Source organism: Streptomyces sp. NPDC043878 (assembly GCF_056435735.1).
The window spans coordinates 129,990-146,519 of record NZ_JBWKDW010000011.1 but is presented as its reverse complement, the minus strand read 5'-3'; the positions used below and the strand labels follow the sequence as shown (position 1 = coordinate 146,519).

At 73.4% G+C, this 16,530-nt stretch carries 12 protein-coding genes; 5 read left to right on the top strand and 7 right to left on the bottom strand.

The window, feature by feature from the left end:
* Window positions 1-124 precede the first annotated feature (124 nt).
* The 3 genes from AC07AZ_RS17430 to AC07AZ_RS17420 form a co-directional block, all read right to left on the bottom strand.
* A complete protein-coding gene (locus tag AC07AZ_RS17430; RefSeq protein WP_478848517.1) occupies window positions 125-2,422 on the bottom strand; it encodes a glycosyl hydrolase family 95 catalytic domain-containing protein in 2,298 nt (765 codons plus the stop codon).
* Window positions 2,423-2,576: 154 nt separating this feature from the next.
* Window positions 2,577-3,248: a polysaccharide lyase family protein gene (locus tag AC07AZ_RS17425; protein ID WP_478848515.1), complete on the bottom strand. Its 672-nt coding sequence runs from the start codon at window positions 3,246-3,248 to the stop codon at window positions 2,577-2,579.
* Window positions 3,249-3,494: 246 nt separating this feature from the next.
* Window positions 3,495-4,649 carry a ferritin-like domain-containing protein gene (locus AC07AZ_RS17420; RefSeq protein ID WP_478848513.1) on the bottom strand — a complete coding sequence of 385 codons (1,155 nt, stop codon included), beginning with the start codon at window positions 4,647-4,649 and terminating at the stop codon, window positions 3,495-3,497.
* 219 nt (window positions 4,650-4,868) lie between these two features.
* Here AC07AZ_RS17420 and AC07AZ_RS17415 point away from each other — a divergent pair, with 219 nt between their 5' ends.
* Window positions 4,869-7,763 carry an AfsR/SARP family transcriptional regulator gene (locus AC07AZ_RS17415; RefSeq protein ID WP_478848511.1) on the top strand — a complete coding sequence of 965 codons (2,895 nt, stop codon included), beginning with the start codon at window positions 4,869-4,871 and terminating at the stop codon, window positions 7,761-7,763.
* A gap of 133 nt (window positions 7,764-7,896) precedes the next feature.
* Here AC07AZ_RS17415 and AC07AZ_RS17410 read toward each other — a convergent pair whose 3' ends face one another.
* Together AC07AZ_RS17410 and AC07AZ_RS17405 are read right to left on the bottom strand one after the other, a co-directional pair.
* Window positions 7,897-8,604 (bottom strand): response regulator, encoded by a 708-nt coding sequence (locus AC07AZ_RS17410; protein ID WP_478848696.1) that lies wholly within the window; start codon window positions 8,602-8,604, stop codon window positions 7,897-7,899.
* Window positions 8,605-8,968: 364 nt separating this feature from the next.
* Window positions 8,969-9,790 (bottom strand): DUF1684 domain-containing protein, encoded by an 822-nt coding sequence (locus AC07AZ_RS17405; protein ID WP_478848509.1) that lies wholly within the window; start codon window positions 9,788-9,790, stop codon window positions 8,969-8,971.
* Between the two features lie 500 nt (window positions 9,791-10,290).
* Here AC07AZ_RS17405 and AC07AZ_RS17400 point away from each other — a divergent pair, with 500 nt between their 5' ends.
* Window positions 10,291-11,304 (top strand): hydroxyacid dehydrogenase, encoded by a 1,014-nt coding sequence (locus AC07AZ_RS17400; protein WP_478848507.1) that lies wholly within the window; start codon window positions 10,291-10,293, stop codon window positions 11,302-11,304.
* 385 nt (window positions 11,305-11,689) lie between these two features.
* On the opposite strand, the gene AC07AZ_RS17395 is transcribed toward AC07AZ_RS17400, so the two are convergent.
* Together AC07AZ_RS17395 and AC07AZ_RS17390 are read right to left on the bottom strand one after the other, a co-directional pair.
* A complete protein-coding gene (locus AC07AZ_RS17395) occupies window positions 11,690-13,006 on the bottom strand; it encodes an alpha-amylase family protein (protein WP_478848505.1) in 1,317 nt (438 codons plus the stop codon).
* A gap of 11 nt (window positions 13,007-13,017) precedes the next feature.
* Window positions 13,018-13,488: a MarR family winged helix-turn-helix transcriptional regulator gene (locus tag AC07AZ_RS17390; RefSeq protein WP_478848503.1), complete on the bottom strand. Its 471-nt coding sequence runs from the start codon at window positions 13,486-13,488 to the stop codon at window positions 13,018-13,020.
* A 645-nt stretch (window positions 13,489-14,133) separates the two neighbouring features.
* Between AC07AZ_RS17390 and AC07AZ_RS17385 the strand changes: the two genes are divergently transcribed.
* The 3 genes from AC07AZ_RS17385 (at window position 14,134) to AC07AZ_RS17375 (ending at window position 16,469) form a co-directional block, all read left to right on the top strand.
* Window positions 14,134-14,673 carry a GNAT family N-acetyltransferase gene (locus AC07AZ_RS17385; RefSeq protein ID WP_478848501.1) on the top strand — a complete coding sequence of 180 codons (540 nt, stop codon included), beginning with the start codon at window positions 14,134-14,136 and terminating at the stop codon, window positions 14,671-14,673.
* Window positions 14,674-15,097: 424 nt separating this feature from the next.
* Window positions 15,098-15,556, top strand: a complete 459-nt coding sequence (locus AC07AZ_RS17380) for a GNAT family N-acetyltransferase (protein ID WP_478848499.1) — start codon at window positions 15,098-15,100, stop codon at window positions 15,554-15,556.
* A gap of 49 nt (window positions 15,557-15,605) precedes the next feature.
* Complete coding sequence (locus AC07AZ_RS17375) at window positions 15,606-16,469, top strand: MBL fold metallo-hydrolase (protein WP_478848497.1); 864 nt, start codon at window positions 15,606-15,608, stop codon at window positions 16,467-16,469.
* The last annotated feature ends 61 nt before the right edge of the window (window positions 16,470-16,530 follow it).

Genomic DNA, 16,530 nt, shown 5'->3' with positions numbered 1-16,530 from the left:
GCAGGCGGCACCCGGACGGCGGGCCCGCGGACCACGGTCCGCCGGGCCCGCCGTCCGTTGTGCCGGACGTGTGCGGTGGGCCCGCATCCCTCCCGCACACGTCCTCCCGGCGGCGAGTCGTGGGTTACGGCAGTCCCCACGGCTCGCCCGGCTCGCTGACGCCGACCGGAGCGATGTCGAGGGCGGGCCGCGCCCCCGTGTACAGCAGTACCTCGCGGTTCCTGGCGAGTTCCACGGCGAGGGTGCCGTCGCCCTGCTCCCGGGTGCGGGCCACCCTCCCGTCGTCGAGCAGCGCGGTCACCTGGCCGCCCGACAGGGAGTGGCGGATCACGAGCGGCTCCCCGGCCAGGCTCCGCACGCGCACGAAGCGGGTGACACCGCCCGCGCGGACCGCGCTGACGAGGAAGGCACCCTGGGTGCGGAAGTCGTGCAGGGTGACATCGGCCCAGGCGGCCGGTACGGCGGGGAACACCCGCACGACACCGCCCCAGCTCTGGCAGAGCATGTCGTGCAGGGACTGTGACGCCGAGAGCGGGGTCTCGATGACCGGACCGGCCTCCGTGTAGTGCGTGTTGGCCCGGCACGGGTAGCGCGTGGTCGGGTCGAAGAACTTCTTCAGATAGGTGAGCGCGGTGTCCCCGCGGCCCATCATCGCGTACAGCGACGCGGCCCCCGTGTAGCTGTATCCGCGGTGGGCGCCGGTCAGCGCGTGCCAGCGGACCACCGACTTCTCGATCAGCTCGCGCTGCTCCGGCTGGTCCCAGTTCACCAGGTAGAGGGGGTACACCATGAGCAGGTGCGAGTAGTGACGGTGGGACTGCGCGTAGGGGGTGTCCCCGCCGATCATGAAGCCGTTGTCGTCCACCGGGTACGGCGTGAGCTTGGCCAGCACCTCCTGCCAGCGCTGCTTCAGCGGGTCGTCGATCTTCAGCCGCGCGCTCGCCTCCAGCAGAGTGGTGCAGCCCCAACGGATCAGCGCCAGGTCGTAGTTGGTGTCCCGCGGGGGCACCACGGGGTACTCCGGGGAGAGCGTCGAGGGCAGGTGCAGCTTGCCGTCGTCGCCGGGCTGGAGGAAGTGCAGGTAGTAGTTGACCGCGCGGCGCAGCAGGGGGAACACCGTGTCGCGCAGCAGTGACCGGTCCATGGTGTGGCGGTAGCTGAGCCACGCGTTGTGCAGGGCCCAGGTCAGATCGCCGACCTCGGCGCCGCTGCCGGGGGTGCCGACTCCGCGCTGGGCGAACATGTCCGAACTGCGGCCGACTCCGGCGCTGTCCGGCCGGTAGGCGGCGGGCACGTTCGCGGTCAGCTGCTCCTGGTTCTGCCGCAAAGTGGTGGCGAGGGCGTCGAGTTCCAGGTGGTTGGAGCCGTGGATGAGCCAGTACTCCAGCTGGAGGTTGAGGTTCCACCACACGGCGGGCCACGGCGTGGGCTCCAGCCAGGGCCCGGAGGTGGCCATCACGGGTCCGCCCGCCCGGCTGGCCGACGCGACCTTGTAGAGCTGGATCCAGTGGAAGCTCTGCAGCCGCTCGTCGGGGATCGAGACGAAGCTCTTGCGGTAGAACGCCTGCCACCATCCGGTGTGCCGCTTGCGCAGCGCCGTGTACGTGCCGGCCTGCCGGATCTTCCTGAGCGAGTCGGCGGCGGCCCGGGTGCCGGAGGGGAAGCTGTGGCTCACGTTGAGCAGCAGGGTGTCCTTGGTGCGGCGGTAGGCCGTCGCGGTCTGTCCGCCGCCGACGAGTGGCTGCAGGACCTGCTGGACGTCGCCGGTGGCCTGGGTGGTCCAGGGCGGGTTCTGGACGTAGCCGGCCGGTGGCTCCTCGCTGATCCGCCGGGGGCTGAGGGCCTCCTCGGGGTGGAAGGTCCAGGTGACCTTCTCGTCGCCGGTGGCGCTCACGCGGGCCGCGAATATCCCGTCGTGGACGAGGGCGGACAGCTTCAGGGTGCCCTTGTCGGTGGTGACCGTGCCGGTGAGTTCGGCGTTCCACAGGCTCAGGCGCCAGTCGACGGCGGTGACGGTGCCGGCCGGGTCCAGGGTCAGATGGCCCACGGGCAGCCGGCAGGTGCCCCAGCCGCTGCCGAACTCGGGCCGGTGGTCCTGCACTTCACCGTGCTGGACGGTGAACCGGACGCTGTTGGTGCCCGGTTCCCGGTACACCATGCTGCCGAGCCGTCCGTCCCCGAGGAACGGTCCCTCGTGCCACACCGTGGGCAGGTGGTGCCACACCAGGTCCTGGCCGCGCAGGAACGCGGACCACGCGTCGGCCGAGCCCATGCGGTTGCGGAGGGTCCAGGGGGCGTGGACGCCGGGAGCGGCGGCCGGGCCGGCGTCGGCGGAGGCGCCGGTCGCGTGGGCGGCCGTGGGGAGGGCGGCGAGGGTCGTACCGCCCAGGGCCGAGCCGAGGACTGCTCTGCGAGAGGTCATGCGGGTGCCTCCAACGAGAGGGACAGGTCAGGGGAGAGGGGGGAGGCCGTGGTGGGCCGAACCGTCAGGGTCCGGTCGGCCGGGCGGCGGGGAGTGCACGCCGACGCGGTCCGGCGGGGTCGGGCGCGGTGTGTGCCGTTCGCTCGGGCGCCGCTCACCGCGTCCAGTACGTGAGGTCGCGGAAGCGCGCCTCGGCGCGGCCGCCGCCGTGGTGGTAGACGCCGTTCTTGAAGTGCCGGGTGGCCGGGCCGCGGTCCTGCCTCGTCAGCACCGGCGTGTCGTCGAAGTAGACCCGGACGGTGCCGCCCGAGGCGTCGTGGGCGAGTTTGACGTTGAACCATGTGGCGAAGGCGTTCGTCTTGAGCACGGTGGTGTCGAAGGCCCGTACCGTGCCGCCGTTCGCGCTGTGGACGTTGGGCATGAGGTCCGTGGCGGGGGTGCCCGCGGGGTGGACCACGCGCAGGATCTGCACGAAGGTCGCGCCGTTCGTGCCCGCGGGGAGGTACACGTCGGCGTCCCACATGTGGTGCCCGGAGGTGTACTCCTGGTTCCAGCGCATCTCGGTGCGCGGATCGGTGGAACTGCCCTGCGACAGAGGCTCGTCGCTGCTGTACACCCACATGCGGTGCACGCCGCCGCTGTAGGTGTACCGGTCGCTCGGGGCGAGGTTCCACGGCTTCTGCAGGGCGTAGGTGAAGGCGGTTGTGCTCCAGCCGTCCGTCGGGGACGCGGCCGTGGCGGAGGACGCCGGCGGGGTCATCGCCCGGACGGTCCCTCCGGCCAGTAAGCCGCCGGCCGCGAGCACACTGCGCCTTGATGGGTTCATGTCACATCCCCGATCGATGGGTGTCCGCGGGCCCGGTGCGGGCCCGGCCGCTCGGCGAGCTGTCGGCCGGGCCTGCGTGATCCGAGGATTCATCGGATCTATTTCGTGATTCAAGGTATGAGCGGGGGCCAGGCGCGTCAATATGCGTGCTGCGTCGATCAGAGATCCGATGTGAATGGGGGAGTGGGTGCGCCTGATGCGACGGGCGGTCCGCAGGGCCGGACGACGGCGGGGCGTCGCGCCCGGTCAGCCGCGCCCGGCGAGGGGCGGCCGGAACTGCGGCCCGTAGTTGCCCGGCGCGTCGGGGATGGTGATGTCCATCAGCTCCACGGCGGGCCCCTCCATCCCGCGCATCGCGTGCACGGCCGCGCGCAGCGCGCTCGCGTCGCCGCCGGCCCAGGCCCCTTCGAGCGCGTCCAGCACGGTGGCGTAGGAGTCGTCGAAGTGGTCCAGGATCCGCTGCACCTGTGCCGACGGGTGGGGCCAGCCGCCGGCCGGGACCCGTGCCATGGGACGCGTGTCGGGGAAGGGCACGGGCGAACCCGTGAACCGCCAGCTCTTCCCCTCCTTGCGCAGCTGCCGCCCGTGGTAGATCTCGCCGAAGGCGTAGTAGTGCGCCGGATGGTCGTCACCGAAGGCGTCGGCGGGGGAGCTCGTGCTGCCCTCGCCCTGCTCCTTGATGATGTTGAGGGAGCGCTCCACACCGGCGAGACTGTCGACGGGCTTCAGCACGTCGGAGCCGATGTGCTCGGACAGCTGCCCTCGCTTCGACAGGTCCGGCGCCACGCTCTTGAACGCCCGGAGCAGACTGTCGTAGAACGTGCCGATGCTGGGTGAGGCGTGGGCGTCGCGGACCAGCGGGTTCTCGGGTGCTTCGAGCGCCATCATGACGTCGTGCACGAGGGACCTGGTCAGACCCGACAGGTAGACGTTCACGCCGGCGCGCACCCCGCCGGGCAGCGGACCGGGGTACTCGGGCGCCACTTCCGTGAGCCGGGGCCGCCCGCCCACGGCCACCAGCAGGTTGCAGACGACGCCCAGGTGGTACATCTCGTCGCCGATGACGCGCCGGATCAGCCGCGCGGCCTCGCCGCTCCGGTTCCTGATGGACCACCATCCGCACAAGTACGGCGGGATGGTGGCCAGTTCGAGTTCGACGGCGACCTGGAGGGCTGTCCTCAGCCACTCGATGTCACGGCCCTGATGCGGTACCGCGAGCAGACGGGCCACGGACCCGGGGCCGCGAGCGGGCGGCACCGGCTCGCTCGCCGGGAGTCCGGCGGCCTGGGCGGAGGCGGCGGAGACCGGGGCTGCCGCCGTCAGGGCGGCCGACGCGATGAAGGTCCGGCGCCGGAGCGGGGGAGGGGCCGCATCGTCAGGACTCTTGCTGGTACCAGTCACCGTAGTCTCCGCTCATAGGCTTGGCCCCGCCTCGGCTCTGGTGTCCGGGACCCTCCGACGGCTCGCGAAGCTAGCAACGATCATGGGCAATCCCAAGGCGCGTGGCGGCGACCGACCCGCGCACCACCCTGTCGGCCCACGGCGGGATTGTGTAACTCAGGGTTACAAGGTGCGGGGCGTAGGGTCGGGGCGCGGGGCGGGCGAGGTGGGGGGTCAGGGATGTCGCTGGAGCCGGTGCGGTTCGAGGTGCTGGGGCCGGTGCGGGTCCGGCGCGCGGGGGCCGAGGTGGAACCGGGGCGTCCGCAGGAGCGGGCGCTGCTGGCGTTGTTGCTGGTGCGGGCAGGTGAACCGGTCGCCGTGGGGGAGATCGTCGAGGTGCTGTGGGGCGAGGGCGCCCCGGACAGCGCGGTGAACGTGGTGCGCCGTCTGGTGGGGGCCGTACGCCGTCTGCTGGAGCCCGGTCTTCCGGCGCGGGCCGCGGGCCGCTGGCTGCTGCGGGAGGCGGGCGGTTACCGGCTGGTGGTCGACCCGGGGTCGCTGGATCTGCTGCGGTTCCGTGCGCGGTGGGCCGAGGCGCGACGGGCGAGGACGGAGGGGGAGTGGGCGCGTGCGGTGGAGTCGTTCGGTGCGGCGCTGTCGTTGTGGCGGCTGCCGGCCGTCTCCGGAATTCCGGCGCGGGCGCGGGGACATGCCGTGTTCGGCGCGCTGGAGGGCGAGTACGTCGAGGCGGTGAAGGAGGCCGCCGACGCCGCCCTGCGGGCGGGGACGCCGGAAGCGGTGGTGTCCCGGCTGCGGGAGGCGGTCGCGGTCTGGGGCCTGGACGAGCCGCTGGTGGCACGGCTGATCCGGGTGCTGGCGGCGGCCGGCCTCCGGCCCGAGGCGGGAGACGTCCACCGGGCGGTGTCGGCGCGGCTGGCGGACGAGCTGGGGATCGATCCCGGGCCGGAGCTGCGGGAGGCCCACCGGATCGCCGCCCGCGAGACGGCAGCGGTCCCGGCGGACGACGGCACCGGGGACCAAGGCGCCGCCGGGCGGGTGCCCGGGGTGCCGGTGCCCGCGCAACTGCCGCACGACCTGGCCGCGTTCACCGGTCGGCGGGCGGAGCTGGAGAAGGTCCTGGGCTGGCTGTCGGGTGACGGCCGGCCGGCGGGGACGGTGGTGATCAGCGCGGTCGGCGGAATGGCGGGGGTCGGCAAGACGGCGCTCGCGGTGCACTGGGCACACCGGGTCGCCGCCCGCTATCCCGACGGACAGCTGTATGTGAACCTGCGCGGCTTCGACCCCTCGGGCGCGGTGATGAGCGTGGGGGAGGCGGTACGGGGCTTCCTCGCCGCGCTGGGGGTGGCGCCGGACCGGGTGCCGCGCGGGGTGGACGCCCAGGCGGCGCTGTACCGGAGTCTGCTGGCGGGGCGCCGGGTGCTGGTGCTGCTGGACAACGCGCGGGACAGCGATCACGTGCGGGCGCTGCTGCCGGCGTCACCGGGATCGCTGGCCATCGTCACCAGCCGCAACCAGCTCACCGCCCTGGTGGCCGCGCACGGCGCGCACTTCCTCACCCTGCACTCCCTGGGAGCGGAGGAGGCGCGCGAGTTCCTGGCCGGGCGGCTGGGGGCGGAGCGGGTGGACGCGGAACCGGCGGCGGTGGCCGGGATCATCGCGTCGTGTGCGGGGCTGCCGCTGGCACTCGCGTGCGTCGCGGCGCGCGCGGCGGCGCATCCGGGGTTCTCGCTGGCCGCGATCGCGGCCGAACTGCGGGCGGCGGAAGGCAGCCTGGACGCCTTCACCCGAGCCGACGTGGCGGCGGACGTGGGGGCGGTGTTCTCGTGGTCGGTGCGGGCGCTGTCGCCGGACGCGGGCCGGCTGCTGCGGCTGCTGGGGCTGCACCCCGGCCCGGACGTCACCGCCCCTGCGGCCGCCGCCCTGGCTGACATGACGATACGTCAGGCACGACTCCTGTTGGGCGAGTTGTCGCGTGTTCACCTCATCAGCGAGCGGATTCCAGGCCGTTACGCCTTCCACGACCTGCTGCGCGCCTACGCCGCCGAGCTCGCCCGCACCGAACTCGGCGAGGCGGAACGGGCGGAGGCGGTGAGCCGGCTGTTCGGCCACTACCTGTACTCGGCGCATGCGGCGGGGTCGCTGATCGCGCCGTACGCGGACGTGCTCCCGCTGCCCCCGGCACCCGGCGGAGTGGTGCCCCAACCGCTGGCGGACGACGGCCAGGCGCTGGCCTGGCTCACCGCGGAGTACCAGGTACTCCTCGCCGTCATCGAGACGGCCGCGGCCTCGGGCTCGGCGGGGGAACGTCTCGCCTGCCGGCTCGTCTCGGGTCTGGAGCGGTTCTTCGACCGGCGTGGTCACTGGCACGGCTGGGCGGGGGCCCAGCAGACGGCGGTGGACGCGGCCCATCGACAGGACGACCCCGTCCTGCGGGCCCACGCCCTGCGTGGACTGGCCAGAGTGGAGGGCCGGCTCGGTCTGCGCGACGAGGCCCGCGCCCACCTCGAACAGGCCCTGGAACTCTTCACCGGGATCGGCGACGACATCGGGCGGGGCTACGTCCATCTGGGGCTCGGCTGGGAGGCGGAGAGGCGCGGCGACCTGACCTGCGGGCTCGGGCACGACCGGCGGGCCCTGGAACTGTTCCGGACCACCGGCCGGAAGGCCCCGCTGGCGTCGGCGCTCAACGCGGTCGGCTGGGACCACGCCACGCTCGGGGAGTACGAGGACGCCCTCACCCACTGCCTGGAGGCCGTGGCCCTGCAGCGGGAACTCGGCGACCACGTCGGTGAGGCCGCCACCTGGGACAGCATCGCCTACGCCCACCACCGGCTCGGCGACCACGCGCGGGCCCTCACCGGCTACCGCAACGCCCTCGCCCTCTATCGTCAGGTGGGCGTGCCGTCGGAGGAGGCGTTCTCCCTGGTCCGGATCGGCGACACGCACGCCGCGGCGGGGGAGGGGGAGGCCGCCCGCACCGCCTGGCGAAGCGCCCTGACCCTCCTCACCGAACTGGCCCATCCCGAGGCGGAGGAGGTCGGCGCCCGGCTGCGGGAACCGGACGAACCCCGCGAGCCGGCCGCGGAGGCTGAGGCCGGTCCGTCGGCGCGGTGACGGCGGCCAGGTCAGGCCGCGGCCGGTGAGGTCCTGGGCGGTGTTCGCCAGGCCGGCGTGAGGGTGCCGGTCGTGGGCGCGGAGCATACGGGTCGCTTCGCCGATGGCGACGGGGCCCGCCCGTCAGTACCCGTCAGCACCCACTCGGCGAGCCGCGCACCGCGTCGTGACCACAGACTCGGCCGGGTCCGGTGCCGAGGTCGGTGGCGTCGCGGGCGATCAGGGCGGCCTGCACGCGGTTGGTGACCTCCAGCGCGGTGAGGATGCGGCTGACGTGGGCTTTGACGGTGCTCTCCCGCATGCCGAGCGCGGTGGCGATGTCGGCGTTCGTGTCGCCCTGCGCCAGCAGGCCCAGGACGTCGCGTTCGCGCGGGGTGAGGGTGGCGAGCCGGTCGCGGGCGGCCAGCGCCCGGGGGCGGCTGGTGGCGTGGTAGCGGTCGATGAGCCGGCGGGCCGCCGAGGGGTGGAGCATGGCCGAGCCGGCGGCGACGAGATGGACCGCGCGCAGGATCTCGTCCGGGTCGGTGTCCTTGAGCAGGAAGCCGTCCGCGCCGGCGGCGAGCGCGCTGTAGACGTACTCGTCGAGGTCGAAGGTGGTCAGGGTGATCACCCTCGGGGGGTGGGGCAGGGCGCGCAGACGGGCGGTGGCGGTGATGCCGTCCATGCGGGGCATCCGTACGTCGACCAGGGCCACGTCGATCCGGTGCGCCTGGGCGAGTTCGACCGCGCGCGGCCCGTCGGCGGCCTGCGCGGTGACCTCGATGCCCTCGTCGCCGTCGAGCAGGTCGGCCAGACCGAGGCGGACCAGGGCGTCGTCGTCGACGATCATGGCGCGGATCATGCGCGGGCCCGTTCCGTCGGGGGGCCGCGGGGACGGCGAGGGCCGTCGGCGGCCGTCCGTTTCGTCTGCGGTCATCCCGGAAGCGTAGGCGGCGACGACCGGCGCCGCCCCCGGCGATCGTCCAGGGCGTCCCCCGACTTTCGTCGGGGGTGGCGGATGGCGAGGGGGGAAGCCGCGGCGACGGCCGTGGCTGCGGGGGCGGTCTCACTACGGCCCTCCGGCGGGACACCGGCGATCCGGCCGCGCCGGCCTGATGGTCTGCGGGTTTGCGGATGTGCGAGCCGGCACCGGCCTGGACCGGGCCCTGTGAAGCATCCGCACCCCGGAGACGGGGCAGCGGCACCCTGCTCGCGGAAGTGACAGGTCAGGGCCGCCCGCCGCGCTCCAGCGGGATGCGTTCGCCCGCCTCGATCGCGACCGGCAGCCGGTTCTCCGCCGGCGGCAACGGGCAGGTCGCCAGGTCGGTGTAGGCACAGGGGAGGTTCGCGGCACGGTTGAAGTCGAGCGTGACGCGGCCCTCGGCGTCGGGAGCCGCGAGGGAGAGGGAACGGTTCGCGGCGTACGTGGTCACGCCGGAGGTCCGGTCGGTGAACAGGACCGAGAGGCTGCCGGGGAGCCGGCCGTTGAACGCGGTGAGGCGATGGGTCTGACCGGCGAGTTCGAACTCGACCTGGCCGGGAGAGTCGTAGACGTGCTCCAGCCCTTCGACGGCGGCGCCGACGGTCACCGCGCGCGGCCCGTCGAACGGCAGGAAGCGGCCCGTGAGCACCCAGCGCGGGTCGGGGGCGTAGGCCGGGGTGTGACTGAAGCCGGTGCGCAGCGCGTTCTCGGGATGGCGGGGCCGCAGGATGTCGTGTCCGCCGCGCTTGGCGACCTCGATCAGCGCGTCGCCCGCCCCCGCGTAGACGCCGGCCCGCTCGGCGATGACACCGAAGTCGTACCGGCCGCCGACCGGGGTGCCGTCGACGGTGAGTTCCTCGTCCCCGGCGAGTTCGACCACCACTCCGGCAGCGGTGGCCGACCAGGCACCGGGGGCGTCCTCGAAACGGGTCGGCTCGGCGGTCAGCCAGTGCAGGCTGGTGACGGCGAGGAAGCCGTGCGGGGCGGCGAGGGCCTCCTCGTGCTCCCGGTGCCACTGCTCCCACTCCCGTACGAAGCTCACCCGGTCGACGTCCTGGACGGTCATGTCCGCTCCTTCACATGGCGTTGCGGGTCAGGTGTGTGGGCAGGGGCCGCACCCGGAACGGTAGGCGGCACGGGTCCGGCGACGGAAGGCGACGGCCGGGCCGGCCACACGATCGCCATACGCGCGCAACGTCGGACAGGTGGGTGTGGGCCATCTTGCGACGTTTGCTGGGTGGGTGTGCGTCACCTTGCGACGTTTGCTGGGTGGGTGTGCGCCATCCTGCGACGGGCGCTGGGTGGGTGTGCGCCGCCTTGCGACGTTTGCTGGGTGGGTGTGCGTCACCTTGCGACGTTCGCCGGGCCGGTGTGCGTCACCCTGCGACGTTCGCCGGGCCGGTGTGCGCCACCGCACCGCGGGTCCGGCGCACCGACGGGGCATTGACCGCCGCGGTGCCCTCTCCCTAGCGTGGACCACGTCTGCCGTGCCGCCCCCGGTCACCCGGCTTCCGGAGGACGCCCCGGCGCCCGCCCGTCCACGTCCCCCGCTCCCGGAGGAGCTGCATGCCGACGGCCCCACGCCCCCGCGCCCTGTTCGCCCTGGACCCCGTCCATCTGCCCGCGCTGTTCCCCGCCCCTCTGCTGGAGCGGCTGCGGGAGCTGGTGGACATCGACCCTGAACTCGTCGTGCGGGACTTCAGCCGCCCGGAAGCCGCCGAGGCACTGGCCGGGACCGAGGTGCTGATCACGGGCTGGGGCTGCCCCCGTGTCGACGCCGGGGTGCTCGACGCGGCCCCCCGGCTCCGTACCGTCCTGCACGCGGCGGGCAGCGTGCGCGGCATCCTGTCGGACGGCTTCTGGGAGCGAGGGCTCGTGGTCTCCAGCGCCGCACGGGCCAACGCACTGCCCGTCGCGGAGTACACGCTCGCCGCGATCCTCTTCGCCGGCAAGGACGCCTTCCGCCTCCGCGAACGCTCCCGCGACGAGTCCCTTCCGCCGGCGCCGGCCTCCGGCCTCGCGGTCGGCAACCTCGGGCGGCGCGTCGGCGTCATCGGCGCCTCGCACGTGGGGCGCCGGGTGCTGGAACTGCTGCGGCCCTTCGACCTCTCGGCCGGTCTGTACGACCCGTACGTGGACGAGGCCGGGGCGGCGGCGCTCGGCGCCGTTCCCCTTCCGCTGGACGACCTGCTGCGCACCAGCGACATCGTGAGTGTGCACGCCCCCGACACCCCGGAGACGTACCGCATGCTCAGCCGCGAACGGCTGGCCCTGATCCCCGACGGCGCCACCCTCGTCAACACCTCACGCGGCGCGCTCATCGATCCGGAGGCGCTCACCGAGGAGCTGGTCGGCGGCCGGATCAACGCGGTGCTGGACGTCACCGAACCCGAACCGCTGCCCCTCGACTCCCCGCTGCGCCGGCTTCCCAACGTCTTCCTCACCCCGCACATCGCCGGGTCCCTCGGCAACGAACTGGCGCGCCTCGGCGGCACCGTCGTGTCGGAGCTGGAACGCCTCGCGGCCGGACTGGCGCCCCAGCACGCCCTCCACCGCGCCCAACTGGCCACCATCGCCTGAGGCTTCGGCGCGGCCCCGGCTCAGCGCCCCGCCGAGGGAAGGGGATCCGGGGCCGCGTGCGGTCAGGTCCGGTGCGGGGGTGCCGTGGCGTGCGGGGCGTGTCCCGCGGTCGCGGCGTCGGCGCAGCGGCGCGCCAACCGCGTGAAGGCGTCCCGGAGTTCGGCCGGGCCGACGACCTCGCTGGCGGCGATCGAACCGGCCGATCGCCGCGGCCGGGCCGGTCCATGACCAGAAGTCGCCGCGGCCGGGCCGGTCCACGACCAGGAGCCGTGGACAACACGACGTACGGATCGCCGCGCCCGTCCACGGAGCGGTGCTCCGCCAACTTCCGCCCGCCCCGGCCCACTTCCCTGGTGCGGTCCCGGGAGGGGGAGGGGTCCTGCGGTCAGGACGGAAGGGCGGGAGCGGTGGCGACGCACCAGCCGAAGGGCGGCAGGGAGACGGTCCCGTCGCCGGCGGCGGTCGTCGCGTCGCCGGCCGCCGGCTCCCACGCGGCGGCCGGCACGGTGGCCGTGGCCGCGTCGCCGCCGTAGTTGAGCGCGACGGCGACGGCGGCGCCGCTGTCCGGGTCGTCGAGGGTGTAGGAGAGGACGGTGTTGTCGACGGTGTGCTGGCGGGGGCGGGCGCGCACCAGCCAGGGATGGCGCCGGCGGACGCCGATCAGGGTCTGGTGCAGGCGCTGGACGTCCAGTCCCTCGGGGCCGAGGCCGGAGGGCGAGTCGGGGAAGGCGGGGCGGATGGCGTCGTCGCCGCCCACCCGCTCCTCCTTGACGCCGGGCCGGCCACGTTCGTCTCCGGCGTAGACCGACGGGACGCCGCCGACGGTGAACAGCACGGTCAGCGCGTGCGCGAGGTGGCGGGGCTCGCGCAGTCGGCTGGCGATGCGCGTCACGTCGTGGTTGCCGACGAACGTCTGCGGGGCGAAGACGTCGAGCAGCGCGCTGTGACGCTTCAGGGTCCAGGCCAGTTCATGGGGGTTGGCGTCGTTGAGCGAGCTCCAGATCGCCTTCCACAGTTCGTACTGCGTGACGGAGTCCAGACCGCCCTCGGTGACGTAGGAGGCGTAGTCGCCGTGGATCACCTCGCCGCACAGCCACGCCTCGGGATGGCGGGCCCTGACCCGGTCGGAGACGGTACGCCAGAACGTCCGGGGAACCGCGTAGGCCGCGTCCAGTCGCCAGCCGGAGACACCGCGCGCCAGCCAGTGGTCCATGACGTCGGTGACGTGGTCGGCGACGGCCGGCGAGGCGTGGTTGAGGGCGACCAGGTGGCCGTGGCCCTCGAAGGTGCGGAAGTCGTCCCCGTCGGAGACGAACCAGTCGGCGTACGAGGAGGCGGCGCCGTGCCGCACCACGTCGGCGAAGGGAGCGAACGAGCGGCCGACGTGGTTGAAGACGCCGTCCAGCAGCACGCGCACCCCGCGGGAGCGCGCCTCCTCAACGAGCCGGACGAGGTCGTCCTCGGTGCCCAGACGGGGATCGACACGGAAGTGGTCGACGGTGTCGTAGCCGTGCGTCTCCGAGGCGAAGACGGGACCCAGCGCGAGGCCGTTGCAGCCGAGCCCGACCAGATGGTCCAGCCAGTCGGCCAGGACCGGGAGCCGGTGGCGCGGGGAGGCGTCCGGCGGCAGAGCGGCGGGTTCCGCGCCGAGGAAGCCCAGCGGGTAGACATGCCACCAGATGGCGTGGTCGGACCAGGGCACGGCGGCCTCCATCAACGGGTTCGGGACGTGCGGTCGGCGGTGCGGGCGGGGGAGTCGGCGAGACGGTTCATCAGCCCGGCGGCCAGCAGCAGCAGTTGGCGTTCGGTCTCGGTGAGGTCGGCCAGGGCCAGGTCCAGCCAGGTGTCGCGCCGGGCCATGTCGCGGGCGAGGGCCTCCCGGCCGCGCGGTGTCAGCTCCAGCATCCGCTGGCGCCCGTCGTGGTCGTCCCGGGTCCGGCTGATGAGTCCCTCGTGTTCGAGTTCGGCGTAGACGCGGGTCAGGGACTGCGGCTGCTGGTGGTCGGCGGCGGCGAGGGCGCCCGCCGACATGGGGCCGTCGCGCAGCAGGTGGGCGAGGACGCTGTTCTTGTTCGGGCTGAGCCCGTCCGCGGGGCGCTCGGCGCTCAGCCTGCGGGCGAGCCGCACGACACCCTGGCGGATCTCGGTCGCCGGTGGCTGGCGTGCTGGTCGCTGAGACGTCACGACGCTAAGGTATCACTTGATAAATGGCACATGATTCCGGAAGGGTGGACCTTCATCGGCTGCTGCCTGTACGGCTTCAGCTGCTGCCGAGGGTGCCGAGAGGCGTCGTGATACTACGTGGCACGTAAGAGTTCATGGAGGTAGCCGCGCCGGGCACCGCGCCTCGATCCCGGAGGGCGGCACCTGCGGGCGAGCGCCGTGAGCGTGGCCACTCGCGCCCGTCCGATGTCGTGCGGAGGGTCGCCATGGCCGCTTCCTATGGCCACGCCCGGCTCGGGTTCGCCCCCCGCGGACTGGTTCGGCGCTTCGGGGTGCGCGCGGCCCGCGCCCGCACGCTCGTCGTACTCCCGCTGATCGCCGTCCTGGTCGTCCCCGACCGGGTGGCGTGTGGTCGAGCGGCCCGCGCCGGGCAGCAGGTCGCGGGCGGCGTGGACGGCTTCCTCGGCGGCGACGCTGAGGCGCTCGCCGACCCGGCTGCGGGCGCGGGAGGCGGCCAGGCGGGTCGGGCGGGTCGGGCTGGTCGGCCCAGGAGATGGGGACCGGCCGTGGTGGGCGGCTCCGCCACCGCACGGCCCGCCGCGCCGGCCGGGCGGTGGTCGGGAGGGAGCCCGATTCGAGTGTCCCTCGGGCTGTTAGCCTGCGCGCATGTCAGACCTGGGGCCCGTCGCCTGGCCGCCCGAGCCGATCAGGACCGAGAGACTCGTGCTCCGCGAGCCCGGGGCCCGGGACCGTGCGGCGTTCATCGAGCTGCTGTCGTCGCCGGAGGTGCACACCTACCTCGGCGGCCCCCGCCCGCGTGACGAGCTCGAGCGTGAGCTGCCCGGGGTGCCCGAGCGGTGGCACGGGAGTTTCGTCGTCGATCTCGACGGGGCGATGATCGGCCAGATCCTGCTCAGGCGGGCGACGGCGCACCGCCGCCCGGCCGCCGCGGGGAGGGCCGATCTCGGCTACCTGTTCCTGCCGCGGGCGTGGGGATGCGGGTACGCCGCCGAGGCGTGTGCGGCGGCACTCGACTGGTTCGACGGCGTCCTCCCCGGCGAGCCGGTGGTGCTCACCACCCAGACCGCCAACAGCGGCTCGATGCGCCTCGCGGCGAAGCTGGGGTTCACCGAGGTGGAGCGGTTCCAGGCGTGGGACGCCGAGCAGTGGCTCGGTCTGCGTTCCCCGGTCACGCCGTCCGCCTGAGCCCGGGGTCGCCAGTCCGCTGCCTCCGAACGGCCCGAGTCCAGAGCAGTCCGCGGACAGTCGTACGCTCTCCAGGACGGCCGTGCCGCGGCGGAACCTCAGGAACGTCGGGTTCGTCGGCAGGCCGGACGCCACGACGGGGCTTTCACATGACCGGACCCAGGGGCGGGGCAGCTACCGGTCGCCGGAACCGGTCGCGCCAAGCAGCGCCGTACCGGCCGTCGGAACCGGCCGCCCCCGGGTCAGCGGGTGCTCCACTTCTGGTTGTCCCCGCCGTTGCAGGACCGCAGTTGAAGGCGGGTGCCGTTGCCGGTTTCCTGGGTGCACGCCACCCCGCCCGGTCGGGGTGGCGTCCGACTGCCCGCGGGCATCAGCCGGCCCGAAAGACGTGCATGCCCCGGGCGGGTTTCGTAGCGTCGATTTCATGAGTCGAGCAGCCTTCGTCCCCGACGACTTCGTCGTCCCACCGGATCTCGCCACCCCGCGGTTCCGCCTCGAACCGCTGGGGCCGCGGCACAACGCCGCCGACCTCGCCGCCTGGACCGGCAGCATCGAGCACATTCGCGCCACCCCGGGCTTCCAGGACCAGAAATGGCCGCCCGCGGCCGGGATGACCGAGGAGGAGAACCTCGCCGACCTGCGGCGGCATGCCGACGACTTCGCCCGACGCAGCGGATTCACCTACAGCGTCATCGAGCCCGACACGCTCGAGGTCATCGGATGCGTCTACGTCTACCCCTCCCGCTCCGACAGCCATGACACGGACGTCCGTTCCTGGGTGCGGGCCGACCGCGCGCACCTGGACGCACCGCTGCACGAGGCTGTGATCACCTGGCTGACCACGTGCTGGCCACTCGGCAGACTCCGTCACCACCCCCGCTGACCACGACCGGTCCCCGGCGTCCGTGTGCGGGCGGTGGTAGACAGGAGCGATGGAACGCCAGATCGCCTTCGGGCGGTGCGAGCCGCGGGCGCGGGCTCTGGACGTCGGCTGGATCCACGGCTCGCCCTCGGCGAAGCACAACACGGATCCCGACATCCAGGTCCACGCCTCCGACGAGCACACCTTCATCCTGCGGCAGAACAAGGCCGTGCACTACGAGGCACCGTTCCTCTTCCTGCTGTTCGGGAACGAGCGGGCGGTGCTCGTCGACACCGGTGCCAGCGAGGAGGCGGAGCACTTCCCGCTGCGCCGGGTCGTCGACGGCCTGATCGACACCTGGCGTGCGGCCCACCCACGCGTGCGGTACGGGTTGCTGGTGCTGCACACGCACGGACACGCGGACCACGTCGCCGGCGACGGCCAGTTCGCCGACCGCCCCGACACCGAGGTCGTCGGGGCCGGCATCGAAGAGGCGTGGGCGTTCCTCGGTCTGGCGGCGGACCCCGGTCGGACGGTACGACTCGATCTGGGCGGCCGCGTACTGGAGTGTCTGGCAACCCCCGGCCACCACGAGGCGGCCGTCACCTACTACGACCCCCACACCGGCATCCTCCTGACCGGCGACACCGTCTACCGCGGACGTCTGTACGTCGACCACTGGGACGACTTCCGGCGCAGCATCCACCGCCTGGCCGACTTCGCCGGCACCCGCGCCGTCACCCACGTCCTCGGCTGTCACATCGAGATGACCACCACACCCGGCCGGGACTACCCGGTACGCACCACGTTCCAGCCCGACGAGCCGCCCCTGGAGATGAACAGGGAGCACCTGCGTCTTCTGTGTGACGCGGTCGATGACATCGCGGGCCGTCAGGGCACGCATGTCTACGACGACTTCATCATCTGCAACTGACCGCGGGGCGGCCCGAAGAGATCTTAAGAGAGTATGACGAGGGGGAGGGATTCCCTCCGCC